This is a genomic window from Cupriavidus sp. YR651, from assembly GCF_900101625.1.
Classification (GTDB): domain Bacteria; phylum Pseudomonadota; class Gammaproteobacteria; order Burkholderiales; family Burkholderiaceae; genus Cupriavidus.
In genome coordinates, this window is the sequence record NZ_FMYZ01000021.1 from 12,852 (window position 1) to 30,511 (window position 17,660).

Genomic DNA, 17,660 nt, shown 5'->3' on the forward strand with positions numbered 1-17,660 from the left:
TAAAGAGCGCACAGAAAGAGGAGACACCATGAAACCGCGCGTGACGATGATTACCCTGGGCGTCGATGATCTGGAGCGCGCGTACCGCTTCTATCGGGATGGACTCGGGTTCCCGTCGAAAGGCATTATCGGCAAGGAATTCGAGCACGGAGCGGTGGCGTTCTTCGACCTGCAAGAGGGGTTGAAGCTGGCGGTGTGGCCGCGTGCGAGCCTGGCTCACGACACCGGGCTGCAGGTGTCGCCACCCGCGCCGACGGACCTGTCGCTTGGCCATAACGTGCGGTCGCGGGAGGAAGTGGACGAAGCCATGGCCCGTGCGCTGGCGGCCGGCGCCACCATCGTCAAGCCGGCGCACGACACCTTCTGGGGCGGATACGCCGGCTATTTCCAGGACCCCGACCAGCACGTCTGGGAAGTGGCCTGGAACCCGCAACTGCTGCCGGCGGACTGAGCTCCGCGAGCTGCGCCACGGCAGTTACGCCACAGTATCCGGCCGGGATCGAACCAGGTCCCGGCTCCAGCCGCCATGCGCGATACGCTGGATTTCCCGCGCTGCGGCATCGCCGCTGGCATCCGCCCGCCTTGTATTTCCAGCTTGACTTTCCGGGCCGCGCAAGGCGGTCCGCGGGCGTGATGAACACGCCACCGCTGCGGCATCGCAGCATGCTCGAACTATCAAAAACGAAGGGATTTCCATGATTGCCGCGCGCAGGCACCCGCGCGACCATGGCCTCAATAGATTGCGTTGGGCAGTACCGCGGGCGCCCCACTGAGCCAGCCCGCCATCACAGAAGTAGTCGTAGAACGAACTCTGGGAGACATCCATGCAAGTCTATGACGGCCTCGTCTTTGTTTGCGCCATGATGCTTATCTGCATGTACGCCTACCTGGGTGTGCAATCGCAGAGCGCGGCCCTGAAATACGGCTCCCCGGCGATTGTCGGGTTGCTGACGGTCGTCTACGCGCTGTTGCCGATGCGCATGATCGGCTGACGTTGCTGACCGAGTCGTGACGGTTGGGCGGATCCCGGCCGGATAACCGCTTCGGCCTACTGCGAGACTCAAAAAAATACGGTGGCCCTTGCAAGCCACCGTACCTGTCCTGCGCTGTCGCGCCGGCGCTGCCGCCTGCGCAACCTGTCTCGGCCAATCCTTTCGGCCAACCCCTCCCGGCAACCCTATCGCAGCGACAGCCAGATCGCTTTTGGTTCCGTGAAGTTCTCGATCGCGGCATCGCCGTGCTCGCGCCCGAGGCCCGAATCTCCCGAGCCGCCCCACGGCAGGCGCACGTCCGTGTAGCCATAGGTATTGATCCACACCGTGCCCGCGCGCAGTTCGCCCGCCACCTTGTGCACGCGTGCGATGTCCGCGCTCCATACGCCCGCGGCCAGGCTGAACGCAGTGCCGTTGGCGATGCGCACGGCATCCGCTTCGTCGTCGAACGGAATCACGCTGGCCACCGGGCCGAAGATTTCTTCCTGAGAGATGCGCATTTCGTGCTCGACGTTGGCGAACACGGTGGGCTCCACATAGAAGCCGCGCTCGCCGATACGCGCGCCGCCCGTCACCGCGCTGGCGCCTTCGCGCTTGCCAATCTCCACATAGTCCAGCACGGTCTTCATTTGCGCGGCGGAAACCACCGGGCCCATCGTCGTGTCCGGCGCCGACGGGTCGCCGACGCGAATGGCCCTGGCACGTGACGCCAGCCGTTCCACCACTTCGTCATACACCTGCCGTTGCGCCAGGATGCGCGATCCCGCCGAGCAGACCTGGCCCGCATTGAAGAAGATGCCCGATGCCGCCGCGCGCGTGGCGGCGTCCACGTTCGCATCGGCAAAGATCAGGTTGGCGGATTTGCCGCCCAGCTCCAGCGTCACGCGCTTGAAGTTGGCCGCGGCGCCCTGCATGATGCCGCGCCCCACACCGGGAGACCCGGTGAACGTGACCTTGTCGATGCCAGGGTGCGCCACCAGCGCGTTGCCCACCACGCTGCCCTTGCCGGTCACCACATTGAACACGCCGGATGGCACCCCGGCCTCCAGCGCCAGTTCGCCCACGCGCAGCATGGTCAGCGGCGTGATTTCCGCCGGCTTGACGATCAGCGTGCAGCCACAGGCCAGCGCCGGCGCGATCTTCCACATGCCGATCATCAGCGGGAAATTCCACGGCACGATGGCCGCCACCACGCCCACGGGCTCGCGCACCGTATACGTCAGCGCATCGGGCCGGGTGGGCACCACCTGACCGTTGATCTTGTCGCACCAGCCTGCGTAATAGCGCACCGTATCGATCACGGCGGGCATGTCCTGCCGGCGCACGGCGGCCAGGGGCTTGCCGGCGTCCAGGCTTTCCAGCGCCACCAGTTCTTCCGCGTGGGCTTCCAGCAGGTCGGCAAAGCGATACAGGATGCGGCCCCGGTCCGCCGCGCGCATGGCGTTCCAGACTTTCAGCGCGGCGCGGGCGGCCTGCACGGCCAGATCCACGTCCGACGCGTTGCCCTGGGCAACCAGCGCGATGGCGTCTTCGGTGGCGGGATTGATGTCGGTGGAGTATTCGCCACCGCCGGGGGGCAGCCGCTTGCCGTCGATCAGCAGGTCATGCCGGGGCAGATCGCGGGTGGAGGGGGTCGACGGGGTCATGGAAGGCTCCTCGCTGCAAAGTCATGATCGGGATGACGTGAGCGTTGGCCGGTAGATCAGGCCCGCTTTGTCTTGCAGTGTGGGCGTGGGCCTACCCTAAGTCCAATTAATAGGAATGATCCATTCATACGTCCAGCGCATGAATGTGGCCCGACCTTATTGTTCGGCCCGGCTCCATTCAGACTCGCGCATCAGCGTGCTGATGGCGGTATGAAGCTCGCCCGGCACCACGGGCTTGTGGAGCAACGCGGTGCCGTCGGCGTGCGCGTTGCGCAGGCGGTCGGCGGCGGTGTCGCCGGTAATGATGATGGCCGGCAAGCGGCGGCCAACGCGACCGCGGATCGCCGCAATCGCCTCGTGTCCCGTGCGATGGCCGCGCAGCCGGTAGTCGGCCAGGATCAGGTCTGGCGAGAAATCGTCCAGCCGGGCCAGCGCCTCGTCCTCGTTCTCGGCGGTCCGACACGGGCAATTCCAGATGGCCAGCAGGCCTGCCATGGCTTCGCGGATGGCCGCGTCGTCATCGATCACCAGCACGCGCAGGCCGTCCAGCCGCATGGCGACCTGCGGATCGGCGGCCTCCTCGGGCGCCGTCCAGGCCAGCGGCAGGCGCAGGCGGAAGACCGATCCCCGGTCCGGCGTGGAGGCCAGCATCACGCGCGTCTGCATCGTGCGCGCCAGACCTTCGACGATGGCCAGCCCCAGGCCCAGCCCCTTGCGCTGATCGCGCTCCGGATTCCCGAGCTGGTGGAATTCCCGGAAGATGTCGCGGTGCTGCGCGGGCGGAATGCCGATGCCCGTATCCCAGACCTCCACGGACACGTGGAAGCGTCGCGGCCGGCAGGCCACCAGGACCCCGCCGGCGCGCGTGTAGCGGATGGCGTTGGCGATCAGGTTGCGCAGGATCAGCTCCACCAGCGAGGGGTCGCCGAACAGCGTGGCGGTGGTATCGCGCGTGCGATAGACCAGGCCGCGCGCATTGGCCTGCGGCGCGAACTCGTTTTCCAGTTTGTGCAAGAGCGGCTGCAGCCGGAACGGACGCGGGCGCGGGGTGACCACGCCGGCTTCCAGCTTGGAGAAATCGAGCAGCGTGTTCAGCATTTCGCGTGCCGCGCCCGATGACGCTTCGATATGGGTCAGCAACTGGCGCTGGTGGGCGTCCAGCGTGGTCCGGCTCAGTGAAACCACAAAGAGCCCCAACGCGTGCAGCGGCTGGCGCAGGTCATGGCTGGCCGATGCCAGGAACACCGACTTGGCACGGTTGGCTTCCTCCGCCTGCCGCTGGGCCTGGCCGGCGCGCGCGGTCTGATCGCGCAGTTGCGAGATCAGCTCCAGGTTTTCAAAGCGCAGCGCGATGGCATGCCGCGCCACGCGCGCGTAGTTGCGCGCGAAGATCATCAGCACCACCAGGTAGAGCGGGGTGCCGAGGAACATCGGCAGGTAGGCGATATCGCCGGTGGCCAGGAAGACGATCCAGACGGGGACGATGGCCGGCACGAAGAAGCCGACCGCCACCGGCAGGCAGGCCGAGAACACCGCCAGCGCGGCCGCGCTCATGCCGGCGATCAGGGACAGCACGCAGATCACCACGGCGGGTGAGCGGATGTCGAGGTACAGCCAGGCGACCAGCCCCCACAGGCTGCCGATCAGGACCAGCATCGCGGTCATGGCGCGCGCGTACCGGCCGGAGCGCGCTTCGGTGAGCCGGTCCGGCACGGCCAGCCGGCCAAAGTGGGCGATGGCGCAGGCCACGACCATCGTCGCGGCCCACGGCAGGGCGCCGGGATGCCCACCGGTGATGGCCAGCCCGGAGGCCAGGATCAATGCCGCGAGCGAGCAGCCGAGCATGGCAATGCCAAAGCTCTGGTCGATCAGCTCCATCTGCGCCGTCAGCAGGCGCGGCTCGTCGTAGCGAGGCAGCAGAGCGAGCGTCATGCGATCGCCGGGATGCGGTTAGCGCTGTGCCTGCACCAGCCCGCGACGCTGGGCTTCCAGGATCGCCTCCACGCGGCTGACCACGCCGAGATGATCGAGGATGGCGGCCACGTGCACGCGCACGGTGTTTTCCGACAAACCAAGGTGATACGCGATGACCTTGTTGGAGCGGCCCAGGTTCAGCTGACTCAATACCTCCAGCTGGCGCGCCGTGAGTTGGCTGGGTTGATAGGCCGGCGACGGCGCCGTGCCATCGCAGTTGCCATCGGCCGTGAAATGGGTGCCGCCGGCCAGGCAGCAGGCGATGGCTTCCTCGATTTCGCGTGCATCGGCGGACTTTGGCAGGAAGCCGGCGATGTCCTTGCGCGCCTCGGCGGGGATCGCGTCCGGCCCGGAGGTGCCGGAGACGATCAGGATCTTCGCGGTGGCAAAGTGCCGGCGCAGGACCCTGACGCCCTCGATGCCGTTAAGCCCCGGCATCTGGATATCGAGCAGCAGGATGTCGACTTCCTTGTCGCCATGTTGCTGCGCGGCCTCCATGACCGAGCCGGCTTCGATGATCGACGCCACGCTGGGGCTGTCCGCCAGCAGCAGCTTCAGCCCGGTGCGAAACAGGGTGTGGTCGTCGATCAGCAGGAGTCGGGCACGCGGCATAGGTGGGCGCGGGGGCGCAGGGGGCGGAGTGAACGATTGGACTCGATTCTGACGTGCTTGTCCATGCACCTATGCAGGGCGTTGCTCATTCGTGCGGGGTAGTCCGGAAAGATTATTGGTGCTTTCCGAAACGGGTGCCACGATGGCGGCGTGGACGAATTCCGCGACTTGTCCATACCACTTTGAATACCCACTCCACCCGGCTGTGGGTATTTTTTTAACAGCACAAAAAGCAAATGCAGCGAATGCCGCCGCGCCCGGCGGGCGGCATCCTGACTGCAGCGGTCACGAGGCGCCGGTCAGGCAGGCAGGGACAGCGCCCCGGCCGTGACGTCCCAGGTCTGCGTGCCCAGGAACCAGCGCGCCGCATGGGCGCCATGCAGGGTGTAGCGATCGTCCGACACCCGGACCCAGTCCCCCTCGGGCAGCCCCAGCACCGGCGTGGCCGGCGACATCGTGGTGAACTCCGCCAGCCGCTGGTCTCGCGTCTCTCCCCGGAATCCGGGCACCAGCACGTTGAAATAGTGCGGATTGATCTGGAACGGCACCAGCCCCAGCGCATCGAAGCCGCCCGGGTCCACCACCGGCATGTCGTTGGTGGTGCGGATGGTCGGCGTGGCCAGGTTGGAGCCCGCGCTCCAGCCGATATAGCGCGCCGCGCCGCTGCGCACCCGCGCGGCCATCGGTGCCAGCAGCCCTTGCTGGCGCAGCACCTGCAGCAGCCGGAAGGTATTCCCGCCGCCGACCAAGATCAGCCTGGCGGCGTTGACCGCGGCGAGTGCGTCTTTCTCTTCATGCAACGACCGGATGGCGATCCCCAGTGGGGCGAAGGCCTCGCGCACCTGCGCGGCGTATTCGTCCCAGTCGCGCGTGACACCGGCAAACGGCACGAAGAGCGCCTCGGTTTGTCCATCGGCCAGTTCGGTAATGGCGTCGGCCGCATGGACGAGATAGCCGTCGTCGGAGGTGGAGTTGCTGAGAAGAAGGAGGTCCATGTCGAGGGAATCGCTGCCGTTCCGTCATGCGGAACAGCGGTCCGGGGAATTGGGTAAGCCGGTGATGGTACCCAAGGTGACAGGCGCATGACAACTCGCGCGGGCCCGATGGTCGCCATCCTTTCTGGCAGCGCTGATTTGTCCCCCGAGCGTTCCCGTTCGCTTCAATCGGGCCACGGCCCGTTGCGCCTCCTAATCGATCAGCCGCCCGTCTGCATCGTAAAAGGGATGCAGCGGACCGTAGTCGCCGCTGGCCGCCGCGTGGGTGACGAGGCCATGCACCGGATGCCACCAGTGCAGCAGGAAACCGGGGGGCTCCATGCGAAAGCGCGACACCGCTTGCGGGTCGAGGTCCAGCGCCACCTGATGCGCGGGGCCCGGCGCCGTCATGGCGATGGTGCCGCCGAAGCGCCGGATGATATGGCGGTGGAGGTGCCCGCACACCACACGTTCCACCTGCGGATGGCGCGCGATCACGGCTTCCAGCGCGGCGGCATTCTCCAGCCCCTGCTGATCCATGTGGCCGATGCCGGTGTGAAACGGTGGGTGGTGCAGCATGACCAGCGTCGGTCGCGCGGACGCGGCGGCGAGCGTGGCGTCGAGCCACGCCAGCCCGTCGGCCTCCACGCGTCCACCCGGCTGGCCGGGCACCGTGCAATCGAGGGCCACCAGCCGCAGCGGGCCCGCGTCCACGGCGTAGTGGATCGGCATCTCCCCGTCGCCGTTGGCGAACAGATAGTCGTGATCGGCGAAGACTCGGCGCAGCGATGTGCGATGGTCGTGGTTACCCGGCAGCAGCCTGATGGGCATCGGCAGGCGCTGCAGGATGTCGCGCAGGAAGCGGTACTCGTGCTCGCTGCCGAAGTCGACCAGGTCGCCGGTGATGATCACCGTGTCCGGCTGCTGGGGCGCCGCCAGCAGCGTGTCGATGGCGCGATGCAGCGCCCCGGCCGTATCCACCAGCCGATACGAGCGCTTGCCGCCGGCCTTGATATGCAGGTCCGTGAGCTGGGCGACGAGATACGGCGCGCCGGCCGCCGGCGGCAGCGCGGACGTGGCGGACGAGGATGGCAAGGTGGAGGACGTGGACATTGCGGAAGATGCGGCGGTGGTCATGCGGCTTGCGGCAGGGTGATCAGGTGGCCGGTGTCGATGCGCAGGCCCACGCGTTCGCCGGGCTGCCATCCATCGCGGCGAGCGGTGTCGACGATCAGCGGTGCGGCGGCACCCACATCGACGAGCACCCGCGTATGGTTGCCCAGGAACAGCGCCGTGACGACGGTGCCCTCGACGTGGGCGTTGTCGGCGTGCACCAGCGCGACGTCCTCGGGGCGAAACATCAGGCGCGCTTCGGGCGTCACGGGCGTCTCCGTGGGCGGACCCATCGGCACCGTGCCACCGGGCACGCGCCAGAGTCCCGCTTCGGCGGTGGCCGGCAGGTGGTTCATCGTGCCGATGAAATCGGCGACGAACGCGTTGGCCGGCGCGCGATAGATCTCCTGCGGCGTGCCGGACTGCGCGATGCGGCCGCGGTCCATGACGATGATGCGGTCGCCCAGCGCCATCGCTTCCGCCTGGTCGTGCGTCACGTAGACGGCGGTGATATGCAGGCTGCGCAGCAACTGGTTGATGTCGGCACGCAGGGCATCGCGCAGCTTGGCGTCCAACGCGGTCAGCGGCTCATCCAGCAGCAGCACGCGCGGCTGCACGGCGATGGCGCGGGCGAGTGCCACGCGCTGGCGCTGGCCGCCGGAGAGCTGGTCGACGCGGCGGTCGGCAAGCGGCCCCAGATGCATCATCGCCAGCATGTCGTCGACGCGGCGCCGGCGCGCGGGGGCGTCCACGCGCCGCACGCGCAGGCCATAGCCGATGTTCTCGGCCACGGTCATGTTGGGGAACAGCGCGTAGTTCTGGAACACCATGCCCACGCCGCGCGCCTCGATCGGCTGCTCGGTCACGCGGGTATCGCCAAACCAAACCTCGCCGCCGGCATCCGGCTGTTCGAGCCCGGCAATGATGCGCAGCGTGGTGGTCTTGCCACAACCGGACGGCCCCAGCAGGACGAGGGTTTCGCCCGCGCCGATATCCAGGTCCAGCGGCTGGAGGGCCAGCGTGCCGTCCGCGAAGGTCTTCGCGCACTGGCGCAGGCGGATGGTGGTGGGCTCATGCATGGCGGGTCTCGGCGGGGTTGGGCGTCGCGGGAGCGGCTGCCGGGGTAGCGGGGGAGATGAGTCTCGACGACGCGGCGGATGGCGCGGCCACGTCCGGCTCCGCAACGTGCCGCCGCGCGCGGGCGCCCATCGCGGAGAGCGCCTGCATCAGCATCAGCAGCGGAATGATCATCACGAAGAAGACGATGGTGTACGCGGAGCCGATCTCCAGCCGCATCGATGCGTAGCTGTCGGCCAGGCCCACAGGCAGGGTTTGGGTGGTCGGCGTGTGCAGCATCCAGGTCAGGTTGAACTCGCCGACCGACAGCGTGACCACCATCAGCGCGCCGGCCAGGATGCCCTGGCGGCAGTTGGGCAGGACCACGGTGAAGAACCGCTGCAAGCGCGTGGCGCCCAGGCTGGCGGCGGCATCCTCCAGCGTGCGGATGTCGATGGCGGCCAGGATCGCCAGCACGGATCGCACCATGAACGGCAAGGTGAACAGCACATGGCCGATCAGGATGAACACCCAGCTCGTGCGCAGGCCCTGCCAGGTGCCGTACAGCAGGATCAGGCCGAGCGCCGTGGCCAGGCCGGGCAGCGCCACGGGCAGCATTAGCAGTTCCTCGATCAGCCGCGTCACGCGGTTACGGCGCAGCGCCATGTAGTAGGCGGCGGGCACGCCGATCACAAGCGTGCAGGCAAGGCATGCGATGGCGATGCCAAGCGACAGGAAGATGGTGCTGCGATAGAGCGACCAGACTTCCAGCAGCCAGCGCGTGGTCAGGCCGCTGGCCACGCCCACGAAGATGTTGTTGGTCAGGCCGGCCAGCACGGACAGCGCCACCGGGACGGTCATGAAGACGCAGACCGCGAGCGTGAGCGCCAGTTGCAGCCAGTAGCCGGCGCGGCGACGGGGGGAGGTCATGGGCAGGCTCCTCAGGCCGTGGCGGCGACGGCGTCGCCGGAATACCAGCGCGCCAGCGCCAGCAAGGCCCAGGTGACCGCGCCCAGCAGGATCGAGAGCGCGGCGGCCGTGCCGAAGTTGGCGTAGTTGGTGAATTCGTTGTAGATGGTCAGCGGCAGCACATCGAGCTGCGTGGCCAGCGTGAAGGCGGTGCCGAACGCGCCCATGCTGGTGGCAAAGCAGATCGCACCGCTGGAGAGCATGGCGGGCATCAGCGCCGGCAGCATGACGTCGCACACCACGCGCCAAGGCGTGGCGCCGAGCGATCGCGCGGCTTCCTCCAGCGAGGTGTCGAGCTTTTCGACGGCGGCCATCACGGTCAGGATCACGCGCGGAATCGAGAAATACAGATAGCCGACGAACAGGCCGGCCAGTCCGTAGGCAAAGGTCCAGCGCTCGCCGGCCACCACGTCGCCGATCATCGCCAGCAGACCGTTGCGGCCCCCAAGCATGATGACCATGAAGCCGATCACCACGCCGGGAAACGCCAGGGGAAAGGTGAGCATCGCCACCAGCACCGGTTTGCCGGGCACGGGATGGCGCTGCAGGAACGTGCCGGCGATGCCGGCAATGACCAGCGTGGCCAGCGTGACCGTGGCGGACAGCAGCACCGTGACCAGCAGGCTGTGCAGGTAGCGCGTGCTGGTGAGCACCGTCCAGTAGACGCCCGCGCCTTCCTTGCCGGTCAGGCTGACTTCGACCAGTCGCGCCATCGGCAGGCAGAAGAACGCGAGGAAGACCACCAGCGCGGGCAGGGCGAAGAGGAACAGGGGCGGAGATCGCTTGGTCATGGCAGTGACGGGGCGGTGGTGGATCGAGTCATCAGGGGGCGTTTCCCCTCCGCCCTTGCGGACGCATTGGACGGAGGGGAGACAGCCTGCATGCTGCGTGCGGTGTCCGGATGCGTCCGGATCAGCGGACTTCCTTCAGGTACTGATCGCTGAAGGCCTTCTGCGCGGCGGCCATCCTGGCGAAGTCCACCGGTTTGGCGCGCGCATAGTCGGCGGCCGGCAGGAAGCGCGCCTGCACCTCCTTGGGCATCGGCACATTGCGCACCGGACGCAGGTAGGCGTTGGCCCACAGCGCCTGGCCGGCATCGGACAGCACGAAGTCCAGCACCTTGCGGCCCTCGGCCTCATGCGGCGCCTTGTTGACCAGGCTCATGACGTAGGGCACCACCAGCGAGCCTTCCTTCGGGATCACGAACGCCACGTTCGCGTTGTCCTTGTAGCGCGCGCGATAGGCGTTGAAGTCGTAGTCCAGCAGGATGGGGATCTCGCCCGACAGCACGCGTGCGTAAGCGGTCTGCTTCGGCACGATCGGCTGGTTCTTCTGCAGGTCCTTGAAGTACTTGAAGGCCGGGCCGAAGTTGTCCATCGATCCGCCCATGGCCTGGTTCACCGCCACGGCGCCCACATAGCCGACAAACGCGCTGGCCGGGTCCAGGTAGCCAATCAGGCCCTTGTATTCCGGCTTGAGCAGATCCGCCCACGACTGCGGCACGGGCTTGCCGCGCAGCGCATCCACGTTGACCATGAAACCCAGCGTGCCCGAGTGGATGGCAAACCAGTTGCCTTGCGGGTCCTTCAGGCCGTCCGGAATCTCGTTCCAGTTGGCGGGCTTGTACGGCTGCGTCACGCCGTCAGCCTTGGCCTGGATGCCGAAGGTCACGCCGAGGTAGGTCACGTCGGCGACCGGGCTGGCTTTTTCCGCCACCAGTTGCGCCAGCGACTGGCCGGAATTCTTGTTGTCGAGCGGCACGGTGACGCCGGTCTTTTCCTTGATGGCGCGGATCTGCGCGGCCCAGTCGGCCCATTCGGGCGGGCAGTTGTAGCAGATGGCGGTCTGTGCGGCCACGCCCTGGCTGAATGCGGCGGCCGTCACGGCCATGGCCAGCCAGCGCAGCGGGCGGCGCCAGGAGGATTGCGTTGACATGTAAGGCTCCCTGGTGGAAATCGAACGAAGAAAGAGACGACGAAAAGGCAAACAGCGAACGGAAAACAGCAACATGCAAAAGGCAAAAGGCAGACTTCTGGCTACGCCGTCCGCGAGATCGGCGCGGTGGAAGCGGGGCTGGCCGGCGCGGCGACCGTGCCGTTCACGCGCAAGGCATGCGGCAACAGCGTGACGCAGGGCTCGGCACTGGCGACGGCTTCCGCGCGCGTGGCGGCGCGCAGGCGGGACACGATGTGCCGGATCGCACCGGCGCCAATCTCGCTATTGGGTTGCACCACGGTTGCCAGCGGCGGCTCCACGAGCGCGCCGAGCGCGATGCCGTCATACCCCAGCACGGACACATCGCGCGGCACGCGCAGGCCCAGCCGCTTGAGGTCGGAGATCACGCCGATCGCCAGCAGGTCATTGGTGCAGAACAACGCCGTCGGCGCGTCCGGTGCCTGCATCAGCGCGCGGATCTGTCCGGCATTGCTGGCGGTATGGGAGGGCAGGCAGACCGGCGCCATCGCCGGCAAGCCGTGCGCGCGCATCGCATCCTCGTAGCCCGCAAAGCGCTGGCGCGCGCGATCGGACGCCGTGAACGATCCGGACGCCACGGCGATGCGGCGATGCCCGGCCGCAATCAGGGCCGTGACTCCTTCGCATGCGCTGGCGCGGTTGTCGACGGAAACCGAGTGACGCCGGCCCTGCGGCGCGGCCTGGTTGTAGGCCAGCACGTACGGGATGGACTCGGCGTCGAGTTGGTCCAGCACCTGGCTGTGCGCCGCGTCCGCCACGGTCAGCACCATGCCGTCGACGCGATGGCGCAGCAGGTATTCCACGCGCTCGCGTTCGCGGGCGGGGTCGTAGCCGCTGGTCACCAGCATCAGGGAATAACTGGCCGCCAGCGCGGCTTCCTCGATGCCACGCCAGCATTCCGCGAACACCGCGTTTTCCAGCGTGGGCAACATGACGCCGATGATTCGTGTCTGCTGGGATCGCAACTTGGCGCCCAGCAGGTTGGGCCGGAATGCCAGCCGTTGTGCGGCATCGTGCACGCGCTGCGCGGTGGCCTCGCGCACCAGCTGGGGATGGCTGAACACGCGGGACGCGGTAGCCAGCGACACCCGGGCCGCCAGCGCGACGTCGGCCAGCGTGACGCCGCTGCCGGGTTCGGCGGCGGCGATGCGTGGTGGCGAAGCAGGACGGCGGGATGTTGGCATGGGCTCCTCAACTGGCTCAGTCGCAACTTTGAAAACGTTTTCATTGAAGCGCCGAAAAATCAGGCGTCAAGGTTTTCCGTCGCTGCACTGCCGCATCAGAAGGGAGTGATCGAGGCCGCGGACGGGTCTTGCGCCTGTGTTTGCGGGATGCATTCTCGTCGCCAGATGTGACGGACTGATGACAGCGCAGCCGCCAGATCGGCGACGTCCAGCGGATAGCGGGCGACGCGGCTTGAAGCCGCTTTGAAGCCGCTTTGAAGCCGCTTTGAAGCCGGGTTGAAGCCCGGTTCAGCCGATCACTGCGTGGAGCCGATGGTGCCCGTGGCCAACGCCAGCGCGGCGGCGGCGGCCAGCGCGCCGCTGTAGGCGTCGGCTGACGCATTGCGCGCCAGAAGCAGCTGGTTCTGCGCGAGGTTGGCCTCGGTCACCGAACCCACCCCCTTGCGATACGCGGCAAATGCGGCGTCATAGGTGGTCTGGGCGGCATCGGCCAGCGCCCTGGCGGCGTCATAGGTGGCCAGGCTCGTTTCCAGCGCGCTCTGGCTGACCACGATCTGCCGGACGGATTCCTCCTTGGCGCGCGCAAGCTTCGCGGACGCGCTATCGACGTCGTTGCGCGCCTGCGCCAGCACCGCCGAGCGTAGCCCGCCGTCGTAGATGGGCACCGTCACGCCCAGGAACACGCTGTTGCCGTAGCGGTAGCCATTGAGGTTGACCGTGGGCGGCTGCTGGCCCACCGGCGGTATCGCCGTGATGGCCGACCCGCCCGATGCGTAGGACGCGAACGCGGACATGAATACCTTCGGCAGGAACGCCGCCTCGGCGGACCTGACCCTGGCCTGATTGGCGCGTTCCACGGCATACGCGCCCAGCACGTCGGGCCGTTGCGCGATCGCCGTTTCCACGATTTGCTCCACGGAACTGCGCAGCGCCGGCGACAGCGGCCGCGCGGGCATTTCGGCAATGCGCGGCTTCGACAGCGGTGAAATGCCGATGGCGGTGACCAGGCCCAGATACGCGTCGGTTTCCGCGCCCTGCGCCTGCACCATCGCCAGGTTGGTTTGCGCGCGATTCTGCGTGGCCTGCGCGACTTCCACCACGGTGCCGATGCCTCGGGCGTAGCGGGCCTTGGCCGCGGCCAGCACCGCATCCGCATTGGTCAGCGCCTGCTGGACGGTCCCCGAGCGCGAACGGGCCGCCTGATAGCGATAGAACGCCACGCTGACGTCGTGGATGATGCGCTGGTGCAAGGCCGTGAACGCAATGTTCGCGGCAATCGTGGTTTGCTCGGCGGCCTCCACAAGGCCCGCACGCTCCCCGAAATCGAACAGCAGCCACTGCAGCGACAACACCGATACGGCGCCGTGGTGCGAGATATCGGCGCCCGCCTGCCCCAGTGCGGTCGATGTCGACAGATGCCCGTTCTGGTAGCCGCCCATCGCCGCCACCGAGATCTGCGGCAGATAGCTGCTGCGGGCGATGCCAGCGGCCAGCGCTGCATTGCGAGCGTCGTTCCACGCGACGCGCGTCAGCGGGTTGGACGATTCGGCCATGTCGATCAGCTCGGGCAGCGAATACGCGTGGCCGGGCTCCAGGGCCGGTGGTGGCGCAATGGTGGCCAGCGCCCGGTTGGCCGGCAGCGTGTAGTCCGATGGCTGACTCACGGGCGCCGGCTTGCTTGCCGCGCCAGCCACGATTTCCCCGCTTGCCGTGGTGGGCGGCTGCCAAGGCCGGTCAGGCTGCGGCGGCGCGAGATCGAGCGCGGACGTGGCACAGCCCGCCAGGGTCAGCGCCACGAGCGCGGGCACGAGCATGAGCGGGAGTGCCTGCGGGTCAGGTTTGCGCATGGGAGGAAGGGGATGTGCCCGGGCCATCGGGCGGCATGTCGGCCAATCGTTTGTCGACGAGCGCCAGCAGCGCGTCGCGTGTCTGGGTGTCGTGGTCTGTCATGGGATGCGCGGGCGGCGTGCCTGGAGCCGTTCCGCCGGCCTCGGCGGCATGGGCAGCCTCGGCGGGGCGCAGCGCGCGCAGACTGGCCGCCACAGCGGGGTCGCCCGGAAAGCGTTCAGCCAGCAGGAAGAGGGGGCCGGCGATGGCATCGAGCACGCCCAGACGCCGGCGGCAATCATCGACCCACGATGACGCGGGCCCCACCGATGCGGGCTCATAGCGCGCAAGAACCAGATCCTGTGCGATGGCGCCTTGCAGGCCGAGCGCGGCGGCAGCGTGCTGGCGGCGCGCATCGGGCAGGCGCGCATCGACCAGTTGCTGCCACTGGCGCGCCAATGCGGCCAGTGCCCCCTCGATACGCCCGGTGATGCTGACCGGCCAGACCCGCGTGAAGACCAGATAGACCACCAGGTTGCCGACGATGATGCCGATGACGCGATCGCGCGCAATGGTCAGGTCGAAGCCCGGCGCCGGCCCCTGAATCACGCAGAGATAGAACGCAAACGCGATCTGGAAGCCCGCGTACGCGATGCGCGGCGATCCCTGCGCGACCCACGCCGACAGCCACGTGCCCACGAAAACCAGCGCCAGCAGGCCGCCCGCCGACGACAGGGCCGGCACGATATAGACGAGGGCCGCGGTGCCCACCACCGCGCCGATCAGGCATCCGGCCAGCCGCAGCGTGAGCTTTTCCACGGATTCCGCGGCCGTTCCGAGCGATACGAGATAGCAGGTGATGAAACAGGTGTGGATGCCCGGCCAGTTCAGTTGCTGATAGAGCAGGTAGCAGAACATCGCCGCGCCGGTGGTTTTCAGCGCGTAGTGGATATGGGTGCGGTTGGTGAAGGCGTCGGCATCGAGGAAGCCGCCGGCTTTTGCGGGCGGCGGGGCGGTGTGGGGCACCGCTGCCTCGTCTGGCTCCGCGTAGCGCTCGATGGCGCTGCGCAGCTCGCGCCGGACGGACTGCTGGACCGGTGGCAGTTCCGCGTCGGGCAGGGAGAGCGCGATTTCCACCGGATAACCGCCCGCATCGAGCATGCGGGCCATGGCGTCGAGCGTATCGGCGATCGGCTCGGCCTGCGCTGCCGGCAGCGCGGCACCCGGTTGCCGGCAGGCGACGTCGGCCGCCATCAGGATCGCCATGGTCGACGCCGCCGCCTGGCGCAGCGCCACGACGTCCGCCGCGCTCGCGCTGCCTTCGAACTTCGCCAGCTTCAGCCAGCCGGCCACGGGCTGCACACCATCGCGCAACACCGCGCCAAGCGCGATGCCGTCCGATGCCGGATCACGCAGGCTTTGTGCCGCCAAGCGGAGGCAGTGCGCCAGCCGGTCGCAGGCCAGCCGGCGTGGCGACGGCCCGAGTACCAGGTTGACGACGATATTCGCGCCGATCGGAATCGCCACCATCAGCCACGCATAGAGCAGACCGCGCGTGGCAAGCTCGCCGGCGGGCACCAGCCCGAGCTCGTCCAGCCCGAAGCCGACGATCATCGCCACGATGGCGCCCACGGGACGAAGCTTGCTGGCCGACGTGAGGAAGAGCAGGGTGGCGGACACCACGGCCATGCACGCCACGCGCAGCATCGGATTGTCGAGCGTGTAAGCGCCCAGCAGGATCACTAGTCCGATGATGATGCTGATCAGGATCAGCATCGCCGCGCTCATCACGATGCTGCTGGTGCGGTCGGCCCGGTTGATGAAGAAGATGACGTACGCGGAAATGGCCGCTTCCGGCGTGCCATACATCGCCGTGATGAGCACCGTCAGTGTGCTGGCGGCCGCAATGCGCGTGGTCGCCGCTGTGCGCCCCGGAAACGGCGCCAGCAACGCACCAATATCGGGCACGCCGAGACGCAGCCTCTCAGTGGCAGGCCGCGCCATGCCGGACCTCGACGGTTGCGCTGGCACCCACCCGGGCCAATGTTTCCGCCGGCGCCTCCAGCTTGATCCGCACCGGGAAGCGCCGGGCTACCCGCACCCAGTTCACCGATGCCTGCACATAGGGCAGGGAGCGCGGCAGGTTGATCCGGTCAGCGTCGGTGATCCCCGCGCCAATGCCCTCGACCACGCCGCGCATGGCCTGGCGCCGGTCGATCATCGAATACACCGTGGCGCAATCGCCAATACGGATGTCCGCCAGTTGCGTTTCGCGGAAGTTCGCCACGGCAAACCACTCGCCGGTATGCACGAGCACGAACAGGGACTGGTTGGGAAGCACGACTTCGCCGGCCAGGACAGTGAGCCCGGTCACCCGGCCATTGTGCGGGGCACGGACCACGGTGTCGTCCAGCGCGCGCTGGGCGATTGCCAGCGCGGCCTCGCGCGCGTGGACGGTGGCAATCGCGTCTTCCTCGCTACCCACGGCCTGCGCTGTCGTGGCACGCTGCACCTGGGCCTGCTTCAGCGACACCGCCGCATCGCGCTTGGCCACTTCGGCCTGGTCCAGTTGCTGCTTCGGCACATAGCCATCGGCAGCCAATGGCCGCAGCCGTTCCACGGTGCGCGTGGCCAGCGCGTAATTCTGCTCGGCGCGGTCGATCTGGTCGGATGCCACCGACGCCGTGCCGCGCTCCGTGCCGATGGCCCGGCGCCGGGTGCCGAGCATGGCCTGGGCGAGCTCCAGGTCGGCCGTCGCCTGGGCCACGGCGAGCCGGTAAGGCACGGGATCGATTTCAAACAGGATGGCGCCCTTGGAGACCTGCTGGTTCTCCGTCACCAGGATCCGGGCAATGCGCCCGCCGACGGGAGAGGCGACGTGCACCAGATCGGCATCGAGCGATGCATCGTCGGACGACGGATAACGGATCGTGCGCTGGTAGGCGTAGATGGAAAGAAGGACGGCAAGCAGGACAATTGCCAGGGCAATCAATTTCCCGCGCATCGGGCCGCGGCGGACGCCAGCCATTTTCATAGGATGTGCCCCGTGCCGAATAACCAGACGATTTCGGCAATCATCAGGCCGATCGCCGTGTTGACCAGTAACTGGAGACCCACGATTTCCGCCCAGCCAGTCGCGATAAACACCCGCCAGGCGATCAAGGCGCCCGCGATGCCAAGCACCGCGGCGAGTAGCCAGAGCGGGAAATAGGCCCCGAACAGACTGAATGAGGGGGCCCCGGCACAACCAGACAGCGAAGCGGCCAACGCGACGAGCGCAAGCGAGCGTGCCATGGGATTGGGGGGATTGGGTTCAGGGGGTTTGGGGGCGCCGATGCC

At 67.7% G+C, this 17,660-nt stretch carries 16 protein-coding genes; 2 read left to right on the plus strand and 14 right to left on the minus strand.

The window, feature by feature from the left end; genetic code table 11:
• The first annotated feature begins 28 nt into the window (after positions 1–28).
• Both BLR29_RS29660 and BLR29_RS32620 read left to right on the plus strand, forming a co-directional pair.
• Positions 29–451, plus strand: coding sequence for a VOC family protein (locus BLR29_RS29660; RefSeq protein ID WP_092143017.1), 423 nt, complete (start codon positions 29–31; stop codon positions 449–451).
• 373 nt (positions 452–824) lie between these two features.
• Entirely contained in the window at positions 825–992 is a 168-nt protein-coding gene (locus BLR29_RS32620) for a hypothetical protein (protein WP_176861094.1), read from the plus strand.
• Between the two features lie 185 nt (positions 993–1,177).
• Here BLR29_RS32620 and BLR29_RS29665 read toward each other — a convergent pair whose 3' ends face one another.
• From BLR29_RS29665 to BLR29_RS29730, 14 genes are all read right to left on the minus strand, one after another.
• A complete protein-coding gene (locus BLR29_RS29665) occupies positions 1,178–2,638 on the minus strand; it encodes an aldehyde dehydrogenase family protein (RefSeq protein ID WP_092143020.1) in 1,461 nt (486 codons plus the stop codon).
• 156 nt (positions 2,639–2,794) lie between these two features.
• A complete protein-coding gene (locus BLR29_RS29670; RefSeq protein ID WP_092143023.1) occupies positions 2,795–4,570 on the minus strand; it encodes an ATP-binding response regulator in 1,776 nt (591 codons plus the stop codon).
• Positions 4,571–4,588: 18 nt separating this feature from the next.
• Positions 4,589–5,224 (minus strand): response regulator transcription factor, encoded by a 636-nt coding sequence (locus BLR29_RS29675; protein ID WP_092143026.1) that lies wholly within the window; start codon positions 5,222–5,224, stop codon positions 4,589–4,591.
• 299 nt (positions 5,225–5,523) lie between these two features.
• Positions 5,524–6,219 carry a dipeptidase PepE gene (gene pepE / locus BLR29_RS29680; RefSeq protein ID WP_092143030.1) on the minus strand — a complete coding sequence of 232 codons (696 nt, stop codon included), beginning with the start codon at positions 6,217–6,219 and terminating at the stop codon, positions 5,524–5,526.
• Positions 6,220–6,411: 192 nt separating this feature from the next.
• Positions 6,412–7,311, minus strand: coding sequence for a phosphodiesterase (locus tag BLR29_RS29685; protein WP_092143153.1), 900 nt, complete (start codon positions 7,309–7,311; stop codon positions 6,412–6,414).
• 20 nt (positions 7,312–7,331) lie between these two features.
• Positions 7,332–8,390 carry an ABC transporter ATP-binding protein gene (locus tag BLR29_RS29690; RefSeq protein WP_092143032.1) on the minus strand — a complete coding sequence of 353 codons (1,059 nt, stop codon included), beginning with the start codon at positions 8,388–8,390 and terminating at the stop codon, positions 7,332–7,334.
• Positions 8,383–9,297 (minus strand): ABC transporter permease, encoded by a 915-nt coding sequence (locus BLR29_RS29695; RefSeq protein ID WP_092143035.1) that lies wholly within the window; start codon positions 9,295–9,297, stop codon positions 8,383–8,385. Before BLR29_RS29695 ends, BLR29_RS29690 begins: the two co-directional genes overlap by 8 nt.
• An 11-nt stretch (positions 9,298–9,308) precedes the next feature.
• Positions 9,309–10,127, minus strand: a complete 819-nt coding sequence (locus BLR29_RS29700) for an ABC transporter permease (RefSeq protein ID WP_092143038.1) — start codon at positions 10,125–10,127, stop codon at positions 9,309–9,311.
• A gap of 121 nt (positions 10,128–10,248) precedes the next feature.
• A complete protein-coding gene (locus BLR29_RS29705) occupies positions 10,249–11,271 on the minus strand; it encodes an ABC transporter substrate-binding protein (protein ID WP_092143041.1) in 1,023 nt (340 codons plus the stop codon).
• Between the two features lie 101 nt (positions 11,272–11,372).
• Entirely contained in the window at positions 11,373–12,494 is a 1,122-nt protein-coding gene (locus tag BLR29_RS29710) for a substrate-binding domain-containing protein (protein WP_092143044.1), read from the minus strand.
• 296 nt (positions 12,495–12,790) lie between these two features.
• Positions 12,791–14,341 (minus strand): TolC family protein, encoded by a 1,551-nt coding sequence (locus tag BLR29_RS29715; protein WP_092143047.1) that lies wholly within the window; start codon positions 14,339–14,341, stop codon positions 12,791–12,793.
• Entirely contained in the window at positions 14,328–16,325 is a 1,998-nt protein-coding gene (locus BLR29_RS29720; RefSeq protein WP_092143050.1) for an FUSC family protein, read from the minus strand. Before BLR29_RS29720 ends, BLR29_RS29715 begins: the two co-directional genes overlap by 14 nt.
• A complete protein-coding gene (mdtN, locus tag BLR29_RS29725) occupies positions 16,306–17,355 on the minus strand; it encodes a multidrug transporter subunit MdtN (protein WP_092143053.1) in 1,050 nt (349 codons plus the stop codon). The genes BLR29_RS29720 and mdtN overlap by 20 nt, the downstream gene beginning before the upstream one ends.
• Entirely contained in the window at positions 17,352–17,615 is a 264-nt protein-coding gene (locus tag BLR29_RS29730) for a hypothetical protein (protein ID WP_092143056.1), read from the minus strand. The genes mdtN and BLR29_RS29730 overlap by 4 nt, the downstream gene beginning before the upstream one ends.
• Positions 17,616–17,660 lie beyond the last annotated feature (45 nt).

What these genes read in the sequence shown, in the direction of transcription:
- BLR29_RS29660 (WP_092143017.1), top strand. Translation starts at nt 29, where the DNA reads ATGAAACCGCGCGTGACGATGATTACCCTGGGCGTCGATGATCTGGAG.
- BLR29_RS32620 (WP_176861094.1), top strand. Translation starts at nt 825, where the DNA reads ATGCAAGTCTATGACGGCCTCGTCTTTGTTTGCGCCATGATGCTTATC.
- BLR29_RS29665 (WP_092143020.1), bottom strand. Translation starts at nt 2,638, where the DNA reads ATGACCCCGTCGACCCCCTCCACCCGCGATCTGCCCCGGCATGACCTG.
- BLR29_RS29670 (WP_092143023.1), bottom strand. Translation starts at nt 4,570, where the DNA reads ATGACGCTCGCTCTGCTGCCTCGCTACGACGAGCCGCGCCTGCTGACG.
- BLR29_RS29675 (WP_092143026.1), bottom strand. Translation starts at nt 5,224, where the DNA reads ATGCCGCGTGCCCGACTCCTGCTGATCGACGACCACACCCTGTTTCGC.
- pepE (WP_092143030.1), bottom strand. Translation starts at nt 6,219, where the DNA reads ATGGACCTCCTTCTTCTCAGCAACTCCACCTCCGACGACGGCTATCTC.
- BLR29_RS29685 (WP_092143153.1), bottom strand. Translation starts at nt 7,311, where the DNA reads ATGTCCACGTCCTCCACCTTGCCATCCTCGTCCGCCACGTCCGCGCTG.
- BLR29_RS29690 (WP_092143032.1), bottom strand. Translation starts at nt 8,390, where the DNA reads ATGCATGAGCCCACCACCATCCGCCTGCGCCAGTGCGCGAAGACCTTC.
- BLR29_RS29695 (WP_092143035.1), bottom strand. Translation starts at nt 9,297, where the DNA reads ATGACCTCCCCCCGTCGCCGCGCCGGCTACTGGCTGCAACTGGCGCTC.
- BLR29_RS29700 (WP_092143038.1), bottom strand. Translation starts at nt 10,127, where the DNA reads ATGACCAAGCGATCTCCGCCCCTGTTCCTCTTCGCCCTGCCCGCGCTG.
- BLR29_RS29705 (WP_092143041.1), bottom strand. Translation starts at nt 11,271, where the DNA reads ATGTCAACGCAATCCTCCTGGCGCCGCCCGCTGCGCTGGCTGGCCATG.
- BLR29_RS29710 (WP_092143044.1), bottom strand. Translation starts at nt 12,494, where the DNA reads ATGCCAACATCCCGCCGTCCTGCTTCGCCACCACGCATCGCCGCCGCC.
- BLR29_RS29715 (WP_092143047.1), bottom strand. Translation starts at nt 14,341, where the DNA reads ATGCGCAAACCTGACCCGCAGGCACTCCCGCTCATGCTCGTGCCCGCG.
- BLR29_RS29720 (WP_092143050.1), bottom strand. Translation starts at nt 16,325, where the DNA reads ATGGCGCGGCCTGCCACTGAGAGGCTGCGTCTCGGCGTGCCCGATATT.
- mdtN (WP_092143053.1), bottom strand. Translation starts at nt 17,355, where the DNA reads ATGAAAATGGCTGGCGTCCGCCGCGGCCCGATGCGCGGGAAATTGATT.
- BLR29_RS29730 (WP_092143056.1), bottom strand. Translation starts at nt 17,615, where the DNA reads ATGGCACGCTCGCTTGCGCTCGTCGCGTTGGCCGCTTCGCTGTCTGGT.